We start from the raw sequence: 16,284 nt of genomic DNA on the forward strand, positions 1-16,284 counted from the left end.
CGGGGTCTCGAAATAAGAAAATTGTAAATATAATTATATTCTATATTAGTAAAGATAAATCAAAAAAGAGATATATTTATTTTAAAGAATTTTTATTATATTCATGAAAAGAGTCGTGAATTATTTTTATTAGAGAAATTGATAAGATGGATAAGAATCGCATAATAATATTACCATTCTCAAATTTAGGTATAACTAATGCGAAGTTATATTCCAGCGTGCTTTTACCCGCAGCAATTATTCTTGGGCCTGCGTTATTTCTTCCAGTTTCGCCTACGTTTGCACAAACAGTGGGTGGAGACGGGGGGGGGGGGGAAGTGTCTCTCTCTCATCCTGGTAAAGGCGGCGGACCTGGGGAGAACGGAGGGGATGGGTTTAACAATAGCCCCCAAGCGTCGGCTCCCGGGATGGGCGGCGGCGGTGGCGGCGCCGGCGGTGGCGCCGGCGGCATCGGTGGTGTTAGCATCCTAGGGACCACTAAGGGTGGCGACGGAGGTGCGGGTGGGTTGCATGGCAATGCGAGCGGCCAAGGTGGTGATCCTGCTTACACGAGCCCTTTACACGGAGATCGCGGCGGCGACGGACAGGACGGCGCAGACGCGACGCTGGACATAACGCCGAGCGGTGGCGGTGGCGGTGGGGGTGCCGGAGGGTATGGTTTGGTCGTTGTGAGCGGTGGTGCGATCGACAATCAGACCACGATAACGGGCGGCGACGGTGGCAATGGCGGCAAGTCTGGTGCTGTGGTGGCCGTCACCCCTAGTAATCAGAACCACCCCGGCGGTGGAGGTCATGGCGGCGGTGGCGGTCTCGGGATATGGATGTCAGTTGCCAATATAACGGCAACCAACGAAGCGACGGTCACTGGCGGAAACGGCGGCAAGGGTGGAACAAGCCCGACGAGTCCCAATACGGGAGTGCCTGGTTGGGGTGTTGGGAACGGTGGTGCTGGCGGCGCTGGCATTTATGGCGCGGGAACCGGTGTGGCGTTGGCCGGTACCAAGGTCGTGAATAGTTCGTCAGGACATGTCACGGGTGGAAGGGGCGGCGATGGAGGGGATGTGGACACAACGCCCGCTGATATCGGAGGGGCGTTGACCGACGATGAAAAGGGGGCCAATGGAGGCTCGGGCGGTGCCGGTATCTATGGTGTTTCCGTTGTGGATAACCAGGGCGGATTCATCACGGGCGGCATGGGCGGAAACGGTGGTGTGGGTTCTCAATACCAGGAACATGATGGCTATCAACAAACCGAGGCCACCGGTGGTGCCGGTGGCGCAGGGGTGGTAGCGCTTCCAGTCGCCGATGGTTCGAAGGCGAGTGTCAGCAATAGCGGTTCCATCATCGGCGGTAAGGGTGGAGATGCAGGGAACGCGCAAACAGTAGGTGCTAACGCAAAAGACCAAAGCTCAGGCGGCAGAGGTGGCGACGGCATTCAGGCCAGCGGAGCCGGAGCCAAAATCTTAAATGAGAGCGGCGGTTCCATCACCGGTGGCAGTGGCGGCGCGGGCGGCACAACATTTGCGACGGACCCGAGTAACGGCAATGGTGGCGATGGTGGCGACGGCATTAATGGCACTGGGCTGAATATCATCAACAGCGGTACGATTACAGGGGGGATCGGAGGCGTTGCCGGCAGTGGATTAGACGGTAACCATGGCTATGCCATTCATATGCTGGGCGGCGGCAACACGCTGGAACTTCATAGCGGCTCAAACATTGTTGGAAATGTTCTCGCGGAAGGGACGAATAACACGTTCATACTCGGAGGAGATAATTCTGCCACCTTCAATGGGCAGCTTTCGACGTCCACCGGCGGCTCAGAGAATTATCGGGGGTTCCAGACCTTCATTAAAGAAGGTGACAGCAAATGGACGCTTCAAAACACCTATAATGTAGACTGGCAGATTCGCGGCGGCGTATTGGAAGTCGATGACCAAGGCACGTTGGACAACGGCGTTACCATCGATACTGGGAACGGCACTGATAAAGGGTTTCTATCCTACAATCAGAACGGGGCTACCCCGACAACATTTGGCGGTAAAATCAACGGAGATGGTGGCCTTCGCAAGGAAGGGACCGGCGAACTTGTGCTGACCGGCAACAATTCCTACGGCGGCGGCACCGATTTGAATAGTGGCGCTCTCTCGGTTGATGAAGACATCCGCCTCGGAGGGTCGTACAGTGGTCTGAATTTCAACGGCGGAACGCTGAAGATAACGGGAACGTCGATGATATCGACGGGTCACGCGATCAGCTGGGGCAGTAACGGTGGCGGCTTCGACATTGACGATGCCAATAACACTTTTACCATTACAACTGATCTCACCGGAAACGGCTCGCTGACCAAAGACGGCGCGGGAACGCTCTCTCTGACAAATCTAAATAGCTACGCTGGTCTCATTGCGATCAATGATGGCAAACTGCAAATCGGTAATGGTAATCTAACCGGCACGTTGGGCACGGGAAGCACCGTTAGCGTCGCCAGCGGTGCACAGTTGGTTTTTGATAGGAGTGATGACGGTCTCGTCATTAGTCAGACCATTAACGGTAACGGCGGACTTGAGCAGAAAGGCTCGGGAAAAACAACGCTGATCGGCGACAATACCTACACCGGCGAAACTGTCATTTCGGCTGGTACATTGCAAATCGGTCAGAACGGAGCAGCCGGTAGTCTGGCCCCTCAAAGCACCGTTAACATCGCCCAAGATGCAAAATTTATCATCAGCCACAACGATGCCTCTTTTGATTTCACCAACGTGATTCAAGGCGACGGCCAGGTGGTGATTGACGGCGACGGAACTGTCGCGCTCACCAATATTAATAACACTTACGGCGGCGGCACCGAACTCAAGATGGGGGTGCTCAATATCGGCTCTGACCAAGTCCTCGGCACAGGTGTCCTGACATTTAGCGGTGGCACGTTGCGGGTGGAATCTCCCTTTACGATGACGCGCGACATTAACCTATTGGATCCGACCGTCACGAATAACACATTCGATACGACCCAGAACTTATGGTTTAAGGGGGCTATGACAGGAGCCGCTACCTCTAGCTTTACCAAAACAGGCGCCGGTAAATTTTGGTTCGACCAAAGTGCCGACACCACGGCCTTTAAGGGTATAGCCAACGTCAATGACGGCGTCATGCAGGTTGATAGCACGTTCGGTGGCCGGGTTAATGTTAATGGCGGTGGGGTGCTCGGCGGCAACGGTACGGTTGGCGACACGCATGTTGTAGCCGGTGGAACGCTGTCTGGACGTTACAGCACAACGTTAACGATCGACGGTGATCTGACTGTCGATAGAGATAGCACTGTTCAGGTCAATATCGGTCCAGCGCCATTCTCTAAAGAATTGTTTAACGTTAAGGGTGAGCTTCAACTCCACGGAACTCTCGACGTGATGACCGGGGGCCTGTCAGGACCCGGTGTGTATCGGATATTCAATTATAGCGGTACCATGGACGATACGGATTTTGTCTTGGGTAACGTGGACGGTGTTAGCGCCGATCAGAACGATTGGGAGATTCAGGATTCAATAAGCGGTAAGATCAATCTTATAAGCAAGGCTGGTCTGACGTTTACGTACCGGGATGGCACAAATCTACAGGGTGGTGACGGGGAGGTCGATGGCGGTGATGGGTTCTGGAATACGAACGCGAGTAACTGGACAGAACAAGACGGCTCGTTCAATGGCAAGTGGACCGACAGCGCGGTAGCCTACTTCAAAGGATCGGCCGGACATGTCGAGATTACCGACGATGTAAACGCAGCAGGCTTGATATTTGAGACAACGGGCTACACCATCACGGGCGCTCCGCTGAATCTGGTTCAAGCCAGCCCCAGCGGCCCTGCACCAGTCATACAGGTTGGTGTGGACGACGATCATTCCATTACGGCGACGATCGATACGGTGTTGCAGGGAACTGCTGGGCTGAACAAAACAGGTGCTGGCACACTCGTCTTGACGAAAGACGCCCAATATACGGGCGTTACGACAGTGTCCCAGGGCACACTTCAACTGGGTAACGGCGGCGACCAAGGAATAGTCGTAACGGATATCGTGTTGAATGGGGATCATTTCGATAACGGTATTTTAGTTTTCGACCTTAAAGACGCCCAGTTCAATCATTCCATCAGCGGCAACGGTGAAGTTATCCAACGTGGCACCGGAACCACGACTTTAGGTGCAAACAATAGCTTTTCCGGCGGCCTGACTGTCGAAACTGGAACGGTGAAAGCCGGTATCGTGGATACTGCATTCGGCACCGGTCGTGCGGCTGTGGAAAAAGGTGCCACGCTGGATCTTGCCGGATTCAACCAAACCATCGGTGGTCTCGTCGGCAATAAAGACGACAAGGGTGACGGTGATATCCAGCTCGGTACCGGAATCCTGACACTCAATCAGGACTTCAGCACCAATTTTTCCGGTAAGATTTCTGGTACAGGCGGTCTCGTAAAAAACGAGAACGGTACGTTGACGCTGTCGGGTATAAACAACTATTCCGGTGTTACCACTGTCAATGGCGGCTCGCTGGTGCAAGGCGCGAAAGATGCCTTCAGCGGTACATCAGCCTATGCCGTGGCCAACGGCGCGACTGTTGATTTAGGCGGGTTTGCCACCGGCATGCAGTCACTGGAGAACGACGGTACAGTTGATTTCGGCGGTACTGGTGGTACTGCGCTTAACATTGCTGGCGATTATGCTGGCGGCGGCACGCTTGTCATGAGCACCGTGCTGGGTGCGGATAACTCCACCACGGACCAGATGAAAGTCGGCGGCAATACTTCCGGAACGACATCGGTTGTGGTCAAGAACCGGGGAGGGCTTGGTGCCGCGACGGTAAATGGTATCGAACTGATCGATATCGCGGGGAACTCGGGCGGCACATTCAATCTTCAAGGTGATTACACGACCAAGGATGGGCAGCAGGCAATTCTCACCTCCTCGGCATATGCCTATACCTTGCAGAAGGGCGATGCGAGCGGTTCAAACACCAACGATTGGTATCTTGTCAGCCAGTACACCAGAAACGATCCGGATGGCCCTAATCCGCCGGCTTGTGATGATCCGAATGGTTGCCCTGAGAATCCGAGCAATCCAAGTGGACCATCCCGGTTTAGTCCCGCTGCTCCGGTATATACGTCCTATGCTGCCAGCATGCAGGCACTGAACCAGTTGCCGACATTGCAACAGCGCCGCGGGGATCGTTACCTTAACAAGTCAGGATCACTTCGCGGCTCCTCGGAGGCTGGCGAGACGGATGATCGGGCCATTTGGGCACGTATCGAAGGAGCGCATAACCGTCTGGAGCCGAATACGACCGCCGGGCATGTGCAACAGGATATCAATACTGTCATCATGCAGGCTGGTGTCGATGGGCAGTTCTATGAGGATGAGAGCGGTCGGTTGATTGCAGGCATTACCGGTCAATACGGCAATGGTCGTGCCAGAACGTCGAGCAATTTCGACGATGTTAACGGTGGTGGCGAGCTGAACACCCAAGGCTGGGGTCTCGGTGGAACCATTACCTGGTATGGCAATGACGGTTTCTATGTCGATGCGCAGGCGCAGGCCAACTGGTACAAAACCGACCTCCGCTTTGGCGGTGGCAACAACGGGTTGACGAATGACAATAATGGCTTCGGTTATGCGTTCAGCGTGGAAACCGGAAAGCGTTTCGATATAGATGAAAATTGGTCGCTGACGCCGCAGGCGCAGCTGATGTTCTCATCGGTCGATTTCGATACGTTCTCGGATAGCTACGGCGCGACTGTCAGCAATCGTGACGGCAACAGCCTCAACGGTCGTCTCGGGCTTGCCGCCAATTACGCCAATAGCTGGCAGGGAGCGGATAGCCGCATGGTCAATGCCAATGTCTATGGCATTGCTAATCTCTATCAGGAATTCCTTGGTGGAACGAGCATCAACTATGGCGGCACCCGGATGAAAGCCGACCAGGACCGTACATGGGCGGGCATTGGTTTCGGTGGCACCTATGCCTGGGCGGATAATAAATACTCCGTCTATGGCGAAGGCACCGTGAACACTTCGCTCAACCACTTTGCTGACAGCTATGCCGTCAAAGGAAACGTAGGTTTCAAGGTGAACTGGTAGGATAAGCATATCAAGAAGAGCCCAACGGGCTCTTCTTGTGGTTCTATCTCGATAATAGTGCTGGACTTGTGGTTTCCGGGTTTTGCCATCGGACAAGCAATGACATCAGGCCGCAATGCATTAGATGGACTGAGCGATGTTGTCAGACATTCGTCTATTGCGAGACATTGAAGCAAAGACTGCTCGGGAGCATTTCCGGCAAATCCGAAGGATTTGCAGGGAAAAATCGGACAAGGCTGTTCCCATTCATTTTGGATAGGCAAAACATACCCAGCAAAAAAGAAGCGCCGGTTTGATTTTTTCAAATCGGCGTTTTCGTTTTCAGGGCAAGTATTTCGCTCGCTTTGAAGCTTCGAGAGATTGTCGGGGTCCAGACCGAGGGACTGATGGGGCGTTTTAATTCGGAGTGAACAACCTCTACCGAACTCACAGCTGGAGTTGGTTCAGTGAAAGCCGGATCGCTTCAGCCGGTTCAACCGCTGCTTTTCACGAACATCTTATCCGAAACAGCTTCGGACATTTCCGAAGGCGCTCTGGAAATCAGTCGCCATTCGTCAGGCGAGGTGCGACTTTCTCGATCTCGCCGATCAGTTCCAGCAGATTGCGGCTGATATGGCCATGCAGCGAGGCTGCCACTTCGGGATATTCTTCCAGAATGCGTCGGAAGATGGAGCGGCTGATGCGGATCACTTCGGTTTCCGCTTCGGCGACCGCACCGGTCAGGCGTGATGTCTGGGCGATGAGAGCCATCTCACCAAGCATCGCACCGGGGCCGACGGGGCGGATCGATATCCGCCCCTCATCAGCATCGTGAAACAGGGTGATATTGCCGGAAACGACGATATAGGCGCAGTCAGCGCTCTGGCCTTCACGAAAAAGCTCGCGGCCCGCGCGCAGCACAAGCCGCTCGGCGCCGAAGGCAAGGAGGCGCAACTGTTCCGGAGTGAATGACTCGAACAGGCCCACCGTGCCCAGAATGCGAATATCGTCGTCTAGCGCCATAGAGTGTCAATACACCTGCATCGGGCGCTGTCCATCACGGGACAAGCTTGTATCCCCCGCTTTCTGTGACGAGAAGCGTCGCGTTGGACGGGTCCTTCTCGATTTTCTGGCGCAGACGGTAGACATGGGTTTCAAGCGTATGGGTCGTCACGCCCGAATTATAGCCCCAGACTTCCTCCAGCAGCACATCGCGACCGATGACCTTGTCGCCAGCACGATAGAGATACTTGATGATCGCCGCTTCCTTCTCGGTCAGGCGAATCTTCGCACCCTTCTCGTCGATCAGCAGCTTCTGTCCCGGCTTGAACGTATAGGCGCCGACCGTGAAGGTCGCGTCTTCGCTCTGTTCATGCTGGCGCAATTGCGCGCGGATGCGGGCAAGCAGAACGGCAAATTTAAACGGCTTGGTGACATAGTCGTTCGCGCCGGATTCGAGGCCGAGGATCGTGTCCGATTCGGTGTCATGTCCAGTCAGCATGATGATCGGGGACTTGAAGCCGCCTTTGCGCAGAAGTTTGACAGCCTCGCGGCCATCCATGTCCGGCAGACCCACATCCATGATCAGAAGATCGACGATGCCATTGCGGGCAGTCTGAATGCCCTTGGTGGCATTGTCTTCTTGCAGGATCTGGAATTCTTCACACAGCTCAAGCTGCTCGACGAGGATGGAGCGGAGATCTTCGTCGTCATCCACAATCAGAATTGTACGGCCTGTCATGCCTGTCCTCGTTACTCTTTGATTTAAATATGGCTCTTCGTGTTTTATGACACTTAATGGCCAGAAGTTGAAGCGGCGAAACGCGAATCAGGCTTTCGCACGCCTCAGGGGCGAAGTGTAAACATATTTTGCCCGAAAACTGAAAATGGAGACGGCAGCGTGACCAGATACCAAGGAGGCCGTGGGGTCGGCATCATCAATGTGCGGGCCAAGCCGGGCCACAAAACGCGCGGGCTGCTTACTGCTGGCAATCTGGTGCTGGAATGCGCGCTTGGCAAGGGGGGCATCAGCGCTTTCAAGCGCGAGGGCGATGGCGCAACGCCTTTAGCCGCCATGCGTCTGCTTTATGGATATCGTCGCGGTGACAAGGGCAACCTGCCATCATCGCGGCTGCCTCTGCGCCAGATCCGCCGTCTGGATGGCTGGTGCGATGCGCCGGGCGACCGCAACTATAACCGGCCGGTGCCGCTGCCTTACAAGGCCAGTCACGAGGATATGTGGCGCAAGGACGAGCTTTACGATGTTTGCATCGTGATGGATTGGAACATCCTGCCGCGTCGCCGCGGCTGCGGCAGCGCCATTTTCTTCCACCTGGCGAGGCCGGGCTATACGCCGACCGAGGGCTGTATCGCATTGAAGCGCGCCGACATGGCGCGCCTCTTGCCGCATCTATCGGACCGAACGGTCATTCGCGTCCTGCGATAGTTCCGATTTTCAGTGCGCCGGTGCGGGCACGATTTTCACCTCGTTGCCCTGCACGTCGTAGAGCTTTCCGCCGAGGAAATAGTCGCCGTCGTGCAGTTCTGCGATGTGGTGATGACGGATAATGCGCTCGGTGCCTTCCGAAAACACCGACATTTGATCGGAATTACCGGTCTTGAACTCATTGAACAGGAGGTTCAGCACGATGGCCATCAGCGCAGCCGAGCTGATGCCCGAATGGAAGATGGTTTCGAACCAGGCCGGAAACTGATGGTAGAACTGCGGTGCGGCAATCGGGATCATGCCGAAACCGATGGAGGTGGCGACGATGATCAGATTGACGTTGTTCTGATAATCGACCCTCGACAGCGTGCGGATGCCGCTGGCCGCGACCGTGCCGAAAAGTACGATGCCCGCACCGCCCAGAACCGCTGGCGGAACACAGGCAATCACGCGCCCCATCACCGGCAGCAGGCCGAGCGTGACAAGAATGAGACCGCCGGTCGCGACGACAAAGCGGCTTTTAACGCCCGTCACCGCCACAAGTCCGACATTCTGCGCAAAGGCGCTCTGCGTGAACGAGCCGACGATTGGGGCAAAAATGCTCGACGCCATATCGGCGCGCAACCCGTTGCCGAGCCTGCGGGAATCGACCTTGGTGCCGATGATTTCGCCCACAGCGAGAATATCCGCAGAGGTTTCCACAAGGGTCACCAGAATGACGATGAACATGGAAATGGTCGCAGCGATGCTGAAGACGGGCATGCCGAAATGAAAGATTTCCGGAAAAGCCATGATCGGGCCTTCGCTGACGCGTGAAAAATCCGTCATGCCGAGTGCCCAGGCGATCAGCGTGCCGCACACCATGGCGAGCAGGATGGACAGGCGGGAAATGGCGGCGCTGCCGATCTTGCTCAGGATAAGCACGAGCGCCAGTGTAAGCCCGGCCAGACCGATATTGGACATGCTGCCGAAATCGGGCGCATTGCTGTTGCCGCCCATCGCCCAGCGGGCCGCAACGGGCATCAGCGTCAGGCCGATGGTTGTGATGACGATGCCGGTCACGAGCGGTGGAAAGAAACGCGTTATGCGCGAGAAAATCGGCGTTATCAAAAAGCCGATAAAGGCCGCCGCCATGACGGAGCCAAGCACGACTTGCAGGCCTGCTTCGCCGCTGCCGCTGGACGTGACAATGGCCACCATTGTGGCGACACCGGCAAAGGAAACGCCCTGCACGAGCGGCAGCTGGCATCCGAAAAAGGGAATGCCGATGGTTTGCAGCACAGTGGCGACACCGCCGGCAAACAATGAGGCAGTGATGAGCAGACCCACTTCACTGGGGCTTAATCCTGCAGCCTGACCGATAATCAGGGGAACCGCAACAATGCCGCCATACATAGTCAGCACATGCTGAAAACCATAGGCAAGGTTTGCAGCAACCGACAGTTTTTCATCTTCAGGGCGCGAAACTGCATCCGCCCCGGACAGGTGCGTATTCAATGCTACTCCCTCCCGGCAGACGGGTTTAGACCAGTCTGCCCTCTCCGTTCTCCCTGCGCAATCGTGTTGTGGCTGTCCGAGTTGTGCCGCACACAAAAATACGCATGTCTCCTCCAAGACAGTCGTCAGAGTATAGCGGCACCCGTCCGCATGACTGTGCGTGTTTTGCTTGAAATTGTTTTCGACGCGGGAAGGCTAATGTCGTGGTTGGGTTTAGCAACCTGTCATTTTCATCGCTTCTTGCAGAACCGTGAAAACAGCGGGGTCTGTCGATTGCGCCACGTTGAAGCGCAGATAGGCGCTTGCCGTGCGTGACGGGCTGAATACATCGCCGGGCGCCATAACGACACCCTTGTCCAGCGCGTGCCTTGCAATGGTGCCGGAATCCATGCCGTCGGGCAAGCGCGCCCAGAGAAACATGCCGCCTTGCGGTTCGGCCCAGAGTTCCAGCCCTGCGGCTTTCAGGCGTTTGGCGGTCAGCGTCATGGCATCGGCAAGCTTGGCGCGCATGCCTTCGATGTGGCGGCGATAGGTGCCATCGGTCAAAAGCGCATGGACGATTTGCGCCGAGATCGAATTGCCGCCGAAGGTGGTGGCGAGCTTCAGATCGGTCAGGCCGTCGATCCAGTCACTGCGCCCGGCAATATAGCCGACACGCGCCGCAGCCGAGAGCGTCTTGGAAAAACTGCCAATGTGCAGCACGCGCTCGAACCCGTCGAGTTCCGCCAGCAGCGGTGCTGGCGACGGATGGAAATCGCCGAAAATATTGTCCTCGACGAGAATGACGCCGTGCGCTTCCGCGAGCTTCAGAAGACGATGCGCGTTTGCGGGCGACATGACGCCGCCGGTCGGATTTTGCAGGCCTGCATTGGAAATATAGAGTTTCGGGGCGTGTTCGGCGGCAGCCTTGGCGAAGGCGTCGAGGTCCGGGCCGCTATGGGTATAGGGCACGCCGACCAGCTTGACGCGGTGGGTCAGCAGCACGGCCTGAAAGTTGAAATAGCACGGATCGTCCACCAGCACGGTGTCGCCCGGCTGGAGCAGAAAGCGGCAGATGAGATCAATGGCTTGCGTGCCGGAATCGGTCAGCAGTATCTCGCCGCCGGAAATATCCATGCCCTGTTCCGCCAGCCGGTGCGCGAGGTGGCTGCGCAACGGGCGGAAACCGAGCGGTTCGCCATAGGTGGCGAGATCGCTGCGCTCGTCGCGGGCAATGGCGCGCAGCGCCCGGCGGATGCCTTCCAGCGGCAGCCATTCATCCGGCAGCCAGCCGCAACCGGGCTTCAATGTCTTGCCTTCGGTTTCCAGCGATTGGCGCATGACCCAGAACGGGTCGATCTGCCGGTCCTTATGCGGTGTGGTGGTGGCCAGCGAAAACGGCTGGCGCGCTCGCTCTGACACATAGAAGCCAGCACCACGGCGCGAGTGGATGATGCCTTCTGCCACCAGCCGGTCATAGGCTTCGACGACGGTGGATTTGGAGACGTCCATGGTTTCGGCTAGGCGGCGGATCGACGGCAGGCGGGCGCCGGGCGCAAGGCTCATGGCCGCAATGCGTCCGCGTATAATGGACATGACTTTTTCGACGAGCGAGGTTTTTTCAGCCATGCCGTTTTCATCACGGCGCGCGCTATCGACACCCGCATAGGCGGCTTCCACGGCTTCCAGGCTGCGCAACAGGCCCGTCGATATCATCTGTACTCTCTTTCGTATCAGTACAGTTTGCCAGAATTGTCCTGTGACTGTCTCTGATTATTTCGGCAAGTTCGCGGCATTGTCCGCAAAATTCATAAACGATTTTGCTGAAAGCTGAAAAGACACAATGAGCGAGAATGTTGGGAACAACGGTATTGGTAACAAGACCGCCGGTTGGATGAATGGGTTTCTGGGGGTGCTGATTTTCTCCGGCTCGCTGCCTGCGACACGTCTTGCCGTGATCGATATCGATCCGACCTTCCTGACCATGGCGCGCGCGTCGATTGCCGGGCTGTTGGGCATGGCGCTGCTGCTGGCATTTCGCGAACCGTTTCCGCGCAAAAGCGATGTCATTTCCCTGATCGTGGTGGCGCTGGGCGTGGTGGTCGGCTTTCCGCTGCTCACGGGTATTGCGCTCCAACATATGACCTCGGCGCACGCGATTGTCTTTATCGGCCTGCTGCCGCTTTCGACGGCAGTGTTCGCTGTGCTGCGCGGCGGCGAGCGGCCGCGTCCGCTGTTCTGGCTGTTTTCGATAGTGGGTGGGGCTATTGTCGCGTCCTACGCCTATGGGCAGGGCAGCCAGTCCACGCTGCTCGGCGACGTGCTGATGCTGGGTGCCATCATTGTCTGCGGGCTTGGCTATGCGGAGGGGGCCAGCCTGTCGCGCAGGCTCGGCGGCTGGCAGGTCATTTGCTGGGCGCTGGTCTTCTCGCTGCCGATCATGCTGCCGCTGACCATTCTCATGCGTCCTGAAACATGGACAGGCATTGGCGCGATGGCATGGGGCGGGCTGGTCTATGTGTCGCTGTTTTCGATGCTGATCGGGTTTTTCTTCTGGTATCGCGGGCTGGCGCAGGGCGGCGCTGCGACGGTCGGCCAGCTTCAGCTTCTGCAACCGTTTTTCGGCCTAATGCTGGCGGCAGGCATTGCGGGAGAGCCCGTCAGCATGGGCATGGTCGCGACAGCGGGCATCGTCGTGCTGTGCGTTGCGGGCGCAAAACGCTTTGCCTAAACAAAAGCACATCCCGAAAAGTGTGAAACGGTTTTCGGATAAGATGTGCGTCTAAATGAATGCCCAGACGGTCGTGCGCTTGACTTCGGAATCTTCCAGCGCACGCGTCACGGGCACCGTATAGACCGCAAGCTGCTCCAGCCGATCCTTGGGCAAATAGGCGCGGCCCGGATCGCCAACGATGATTTGAGCGCCGCGTTTCGCCAATTTTGCGAACCATGGAATAAGCCGGTCGGCCAGCGGCTTTTCATAGAAGACATCGCCCGCCAGAACCACATCCCAGCCGTGATCGGCGCCGATGAGATCGTCAAGGCTGGCCGTCACTGCAACGCCATTGGCCTTGGCGTTGATATCAATTGCGGGAAGCGCGAAGGGATCAATATCCGAAGCGACGACGCTTTTCGCGCCCGCTTTCATGGCCGCGATGGCGACAAGACCGGAGCCGGATGCAAAATCCAGCACAGTCTTGCTACGCACGGCTTCCGGATGGTCGAGAATATAGCGCGCCACGCCCTGACCGCCCGCCCAGGCAAAGGCCCAGAAGGGCGGCGGCAGGCCGATTGTGGCCAGTTCTTCCTCTGTCTTGTGCCAGAGGTCGTGCGCTTCGTCAGCCAGATGCAGGCGGATTTCCGGCACATGCGGCGGTGCTTGCAGGCCGGTATTGGCCAGAATGAAGCTGCGCGTGCTGGTTTCCGCCGGATCGAGCATCAGATATCTTTGGCGTCGAGGCCGCCCATGCGGCAAACCTCAATCCATTCATCTTCCGTCACGGGCTGAACGGACAAGCGCATGGAGGTGACAAGCGCCATATTCTCAAGCTTCGGGTTCGCCTTGACATCCTTCAGGGTGACCGGCTTCGGCACATCGCGAACAGCCTTGATGTCCACGCAATCCCAGCGCGGGTCGTCGGTGGTGCTGTCAGGGTGCGAAAGCGCGCAAACCTCGACAATACCGACCACTTCCAGCCCTTCATTGGAATGGTAGAAGAAGCCTTTGTCACCGAGTTTCATGGCGCGCATGTTGTTGCGCGCCAGATAATTGCGCACGCCATCCCATTGCTCGCCTTTTTCACCACGGGCCTTTTGCATTTCCCATGACCATTTGAACGGTTCGGATTTGAACAGCCAGTAAGCCATTGTGCGTTCCTCGGTAAGCGACTCAGGCGTTGGCGGGATTTTTGAACGACCAGTTCCACGGGCGCACGGTCACGTCCTGAAACAGACCAGCCTTCGCATAGGGATCGTTGGCGCCGATGGCTGCTGCTGCGGCCTTGTCTTCGGCTTCGACAACGAGAAGGCTGCCATTTGGCTTGCCATCTTCGCCAAGGAAAGGACCGGCAAACTTCAGCACATCGCCAAGGCTCGTAAGGTATTCGAGATGCGTCGGGCGCGTATCGAGGCGCACCTGCAGATGGTCGGGCTTGTCGTTGCAAAGAAGTGCAAAAAGCATCGTCTGGTCCTCTAGTCTTCGGTCTTGAGTGGTCGGTTGATAAGGTTGGTTACAGCCTCGTCGATGGTGATCTTTCCGCTGAGCAAAGCGCCAACCGCATCGATGATGGGCGCGGAAATGCCGTGCTTGTCGCACAGTTCCGCAGCAATCGGCGCGGTCGCGACACCTTCGGCCAGAGGCCGGTTGGTCAGGTCTTCGCCGCGTCCAAGTGCGAGGCCGTAGGAATAATTGCGCGATTGCGAGGATGAGCATGTCAGCATCAGATCGCCGAGGCCGGAAAGTCCCATGATGGTTTCCGGCTTTGCGCCCATGGCCTGACCGATGCGGCGCAGTTCGGCAAAGCCGCGCGTCACAAGCGCTGCCTGCGCGCTCGCGCCATAACCGCGCCCGACAGCGGCACCCGCCGCAATCGCCAGAACGTTTTTCAAAGCGCCGCCGATCTCGACACCTTTGAGATCGGTGGTCGAATAGCAGCGGAAAGCAGGGCCAGAAAGAAGTGCAGCCAGCTGGTCAGCGGTGTCGGCGTCCTCGCAGGCAACCGTTACTGCCGTTGGCAGGCCACGCGCAACATCGGTGGCAAAGCTTGGGCCGGATAGGGCGGCGAGGCGGTGGTTCGGCAAAACTTCCGCCACCACTTCCGACATCAGGCGTCCGGTGCCGCGCTCGATGCCCTTTGCGCACAAAACGACGGGCGCGGATTGCGGGATGAGGTTGTTCAGTTCGGAAAGGCCTGCGCGCATGGCCTGTGCCGGGATCACGGCCAGGACGGCGTCAGCGCCGGTTACAACCTCCGAAGCGCTGGCGCTGGCGTGGATGCCAGCGGGCAGTTCGATGTCACCCAGATAGCGCGGATTGCGCCGATCATTGTTGATGGCTGCGACAGTTTCCGCATCGCGGGCAAAGAGCCATGCTTCGTGGCCGCTGGTCGCCGCCATGGCGGCAAGCGCCGTGCCCCATGCACCGCCACCGAGAACGGCGATCTTCGTGTGAGCGCTCATGCCTTGGCTCCACGCCGTCCCGTGCCGATCAGCGGCGCGGATTTTTCATCGAGCGGCCAGCGCGAGCGCGGTGCGATGGCAAGCGAATCCGGAGCCTTGGTCGCGGCATGTTCTGCCCCGGCCCAGGCGATCATGGCCGCATTGTCGGTGCAGAGATTGAGCGGCGGCGCGATGAAGCTGAAGCCGTGTTTGGCGCAAAGCTGTTCCAGCGACGCCCGCAGGGTCTTGTTGGCGGCGACGCCGCCTGCAACCACCAGCGAAGGCGTTGCACAGTCGGGAAACTCTGTCTTGAACCGTTCAAGCGAACGCCCGACCCGGTCTGACAGCGTGTCTGCCACGGCTGCCTGAAACGAGGCGCAAATATCCGCAACATCCTGATCGCTAAGCGGCACCAGCTCGGCTGCCGTCTGGCGCACGGCGGTCTTGAGACCGGAGAAGGAAAAATCGAGCCGCGCTTCGCCTTTCAGCGGGCGGGGCAGGGCAAAGCGTTTCGGATCCCCCTGAAGCGCCGTGCGCTCAACCGCCGGGCCGCCGGGATAAGGCAGGCCCAGAAGCTTTGCCGTCTTGTCGAAGGCTTCGCCCAGCGCGTCGTCTATCGTGGTACCGAGACGCTCATAATCATTGAGCCCGCGCACCAGCACCATCTGCGTGTGACCGCCGGAAACCAGCAGCAGCAGATAGGGAAATTCGAGCTTGTCGGTCAGCCGCGCCGTCAAAGCGTGGCCTTCCAGATGGTTCACAGCATAGAACGGCTTTTGCGCGGCCATAGCGAGCGCCTTTGCCGTCATCAGGCCGACGATCAGCCCGCCGATGAGGCCGGGACCGGCGGTGGCCGCCACGGCATCCACCTCGTCGAGTTGCATATCCGCATCCTGCAAGGCGCGTTCGACCAGCCGGTCAAGCGCCTCGACATGGGCGCGCGCGGCAATTTCCGGCACAACACCGCCATAAGGCTCATGTTCGGCGATCTGGCTCAGAACCACATTGGACAAAATACGGCCTTCGCCCTTATCGTTGCGTTCAACGATAGCGGCGGCTGTTTCGTCGCAACTGGTTTCTATTCCAAGAATGCGCATTTGCGGTTAG

General features: G+C 57.6%; 12 protein-coding genes. 3 read left to right on the forward strand and 9 right to left on the reverse strand.

Annotation, left to right across the window (positions count from 1 at the left end):
* Nucleotides 1–407: 407 nt before the first annotated feature.
* The gene (locus WIX40_RS14845) at nucleotides 408–6,119 is read left to right on the forward strand and encodes an autotransporter outer membrane beta-barrel domain-containing protein (protein ID WP_339440447.1); all 5,712 of its coding nucleotides are present in this window, start codon (nucleotides 408–410) and stop codon (nucleotides 6,117–6,119) included.
* A gap of 540 nt (nucleotides 6,120–6,659) precedes the next feature.
* Here WIX40_RS14845 and WIX40_RS14850 read toward each other — a convergent pair.
* Both WIX40_RS14850 and optR read right to left on the reverse strand, forming a co-directional pair.
* Entirely contained in the window at nucleotides 6,660–7,121 is a 462-nt protein-coding gene (locus tag WIX40_RS14850) for a cyclic nucleotide-binding domain-containing protein (protein WP_109369936.1), read from the reverse strand.
* A gap of 34 nt (nucleotides 7,122–7,155) precedes the next feature.
* Nucleotides 7,156–7,839 (reverse strand): response regulator OptR, encoded by a 684-nt coding sequence (gene optR, locus WIX40_RS14855; RefSeq protein WP_078337540.1) that lies wholly within the window; start codon nucleotides 7,837–7,839, stop codon nucleotides 7,156–7,158.
* A gap of 159 nt (nucleotides 7,840–7,998) precedes the next feature.
* On the opposite strand from optR, the gene WIX40_RS14860 reads away from it, so the two are divergent.
* Nucleotides 7,999–8,544: a L,D-transpeptidase family protein gene (locus tag WIX40_RS14860; protein WP_121536758.1), complete on the forward strand. Its 546-nt coding sequence runs from the start codon at nucleotides 7,999–8,001 to the stop codon at nucleotides 8,542–8,544.
* Between the two features lie 9 nt (nucleotides 8,545–8,553).
* Here WIX40_RS14860 and WIX40_RS14865 read toward each other — a convergent pair whose 3' ends face one another.
* Both WIX40_RS14865 and WIX40_RS14870 read right to left on the reverse strand, forming a co-directional pair.
* Nucleotides 8,554–10,041, reverse strand: coding sequence for a nucleobase:cation symporter-2 family protein (locus WIX40_RS14865; RefSeq protein ID WP_339440451.1), 1,488 nt, complete (start codon nucleotides 10,039–10,041; stop codon nucleotides 8,554–8,556).
* 213 nt (nucleotides 10,042–10,254) lie between these two features.
* The gene (locus WIX40_RS14870; RefSeq protein ID WP_339440452.1) at nucleotides 10,255–11,736 is read right to left on the reverse strand and encodes an aminotransferase-like domain-containing protein; all 1,482 of its coding nucleotides are present in this window, start codon (nucleotides 11,734–11,736) and stop codon (nucleotides 10,255–10,257) included.
* Nucleotides 11,737–11,863: 127 nt separating this feature from the next.
* Here WIX40_RS14870 and WIX40_RS14875 point away from each other — a divergent pair, with 127 nt between their 5' ends.
* The gene (locus tag WIX40_RS14875; protein WP_339440453.1) at nucleotides 11,864–12,751 is read left to right on the forward strand and encodes a DMT family transporter; all 888 of its coding nucleotides are present in this window, start codon (nucleotides 11,864–11,866) and stop codon (nucleotides 12,749–12,751) included.
* 51 nt (nucleotides 12,752–12,802) lie between these two features.
* Here the strand turns inward: WIX40_RS14875 and WIX40_RS14880 are convergent, their stop codons facing one another.
* From WIX40_RS14880 to tsaD, 5 genes are read right to left on the reverse strand one after another with little or no spacing between them, the layout of a single operon-like run.
* The gene (locus WIX40_RS14880; RefSeq protein WP_109369931.1) at nucleotides 12,803–13,459 is read right to left on the reverse strand and encodes a class I SAM-dependent methyltransferase; all 657 of its coding nucleotides are present in this window, start codon (nucleotides 13,457–13,459) and stop codon (nucleotides 12,803–12,805) included.
* Nucleotides 13,459–13,887 (reverse strand): EVE domain-containing protein, encoded by a 429-nt coding sequence (locus WIX40_RS14885; protein ID WP_109369930.1) that lies wholly within the window; start codon nucleotides 13,885–13,887, stop codon nucleotides 13,459–13,461. Before WIX40_RS14885 ends, WIX40_RS14880 begins: the two co-directional genes overlap by 1 nt.
* Nucleotides 13,888–13,909: 22 nt before the next feature.
* Nucleotides 13,910–14,200, reverse strand: a complete 291-nt coding sequence (locus tag WIX40_RS14890; protein WP_109369929.1) for a YciI-like protein — start codon at nucleotides 14,198–14,200, stop codon at nucleotides 13,910–13,912.
* Nucleotides 14,201–14,211: 11 nt separating this feature from the next.
* Complete coding sequence (locus WIX40_RS14895) at nucleotides 14,212–15,198, reverse strand: NAD(P)H-dependent glycerol-3-phosphate dehydrogenase (RefSeq protein ID WP_140026124.1); 987 nt, start codon at nucleotides 15,196–15,198, stop codon at nucleotides 14,212–14,214.
* Nucleotides 15,195–16,274 (reverse strand): tRNA (adenosine(37)-N6)-threonylcarbamoyltransferase complex transferase subunit TsaD, encoded by a 1,080-nt coding sequence (tsaD, locus tag WIX40_RS14900; RefSeq protein WP_140026125.1) that lies wholly within the window; start codon nucleotides 16,272–16,274, stop codon nucleotides 15,195–15,197. Before tsaD ends, WIX40_RS14895 begins: the two co-directional genes overlap by 4 nt.
* Between the last annotated feature and the right edge of the window lie 10 nt (nucleotides 16,275–16,284).

Source organism: Ochrobactrum teleogrylli (assembly GCF_037482325.1).
Taxonomy (GTDB): domain Bacteria; phylum Pseudomonadota; class Alphaproteobacteria; order Rhizobiales; family Rhizobiaceae; genus Brucella; species Brucella teleogrylli.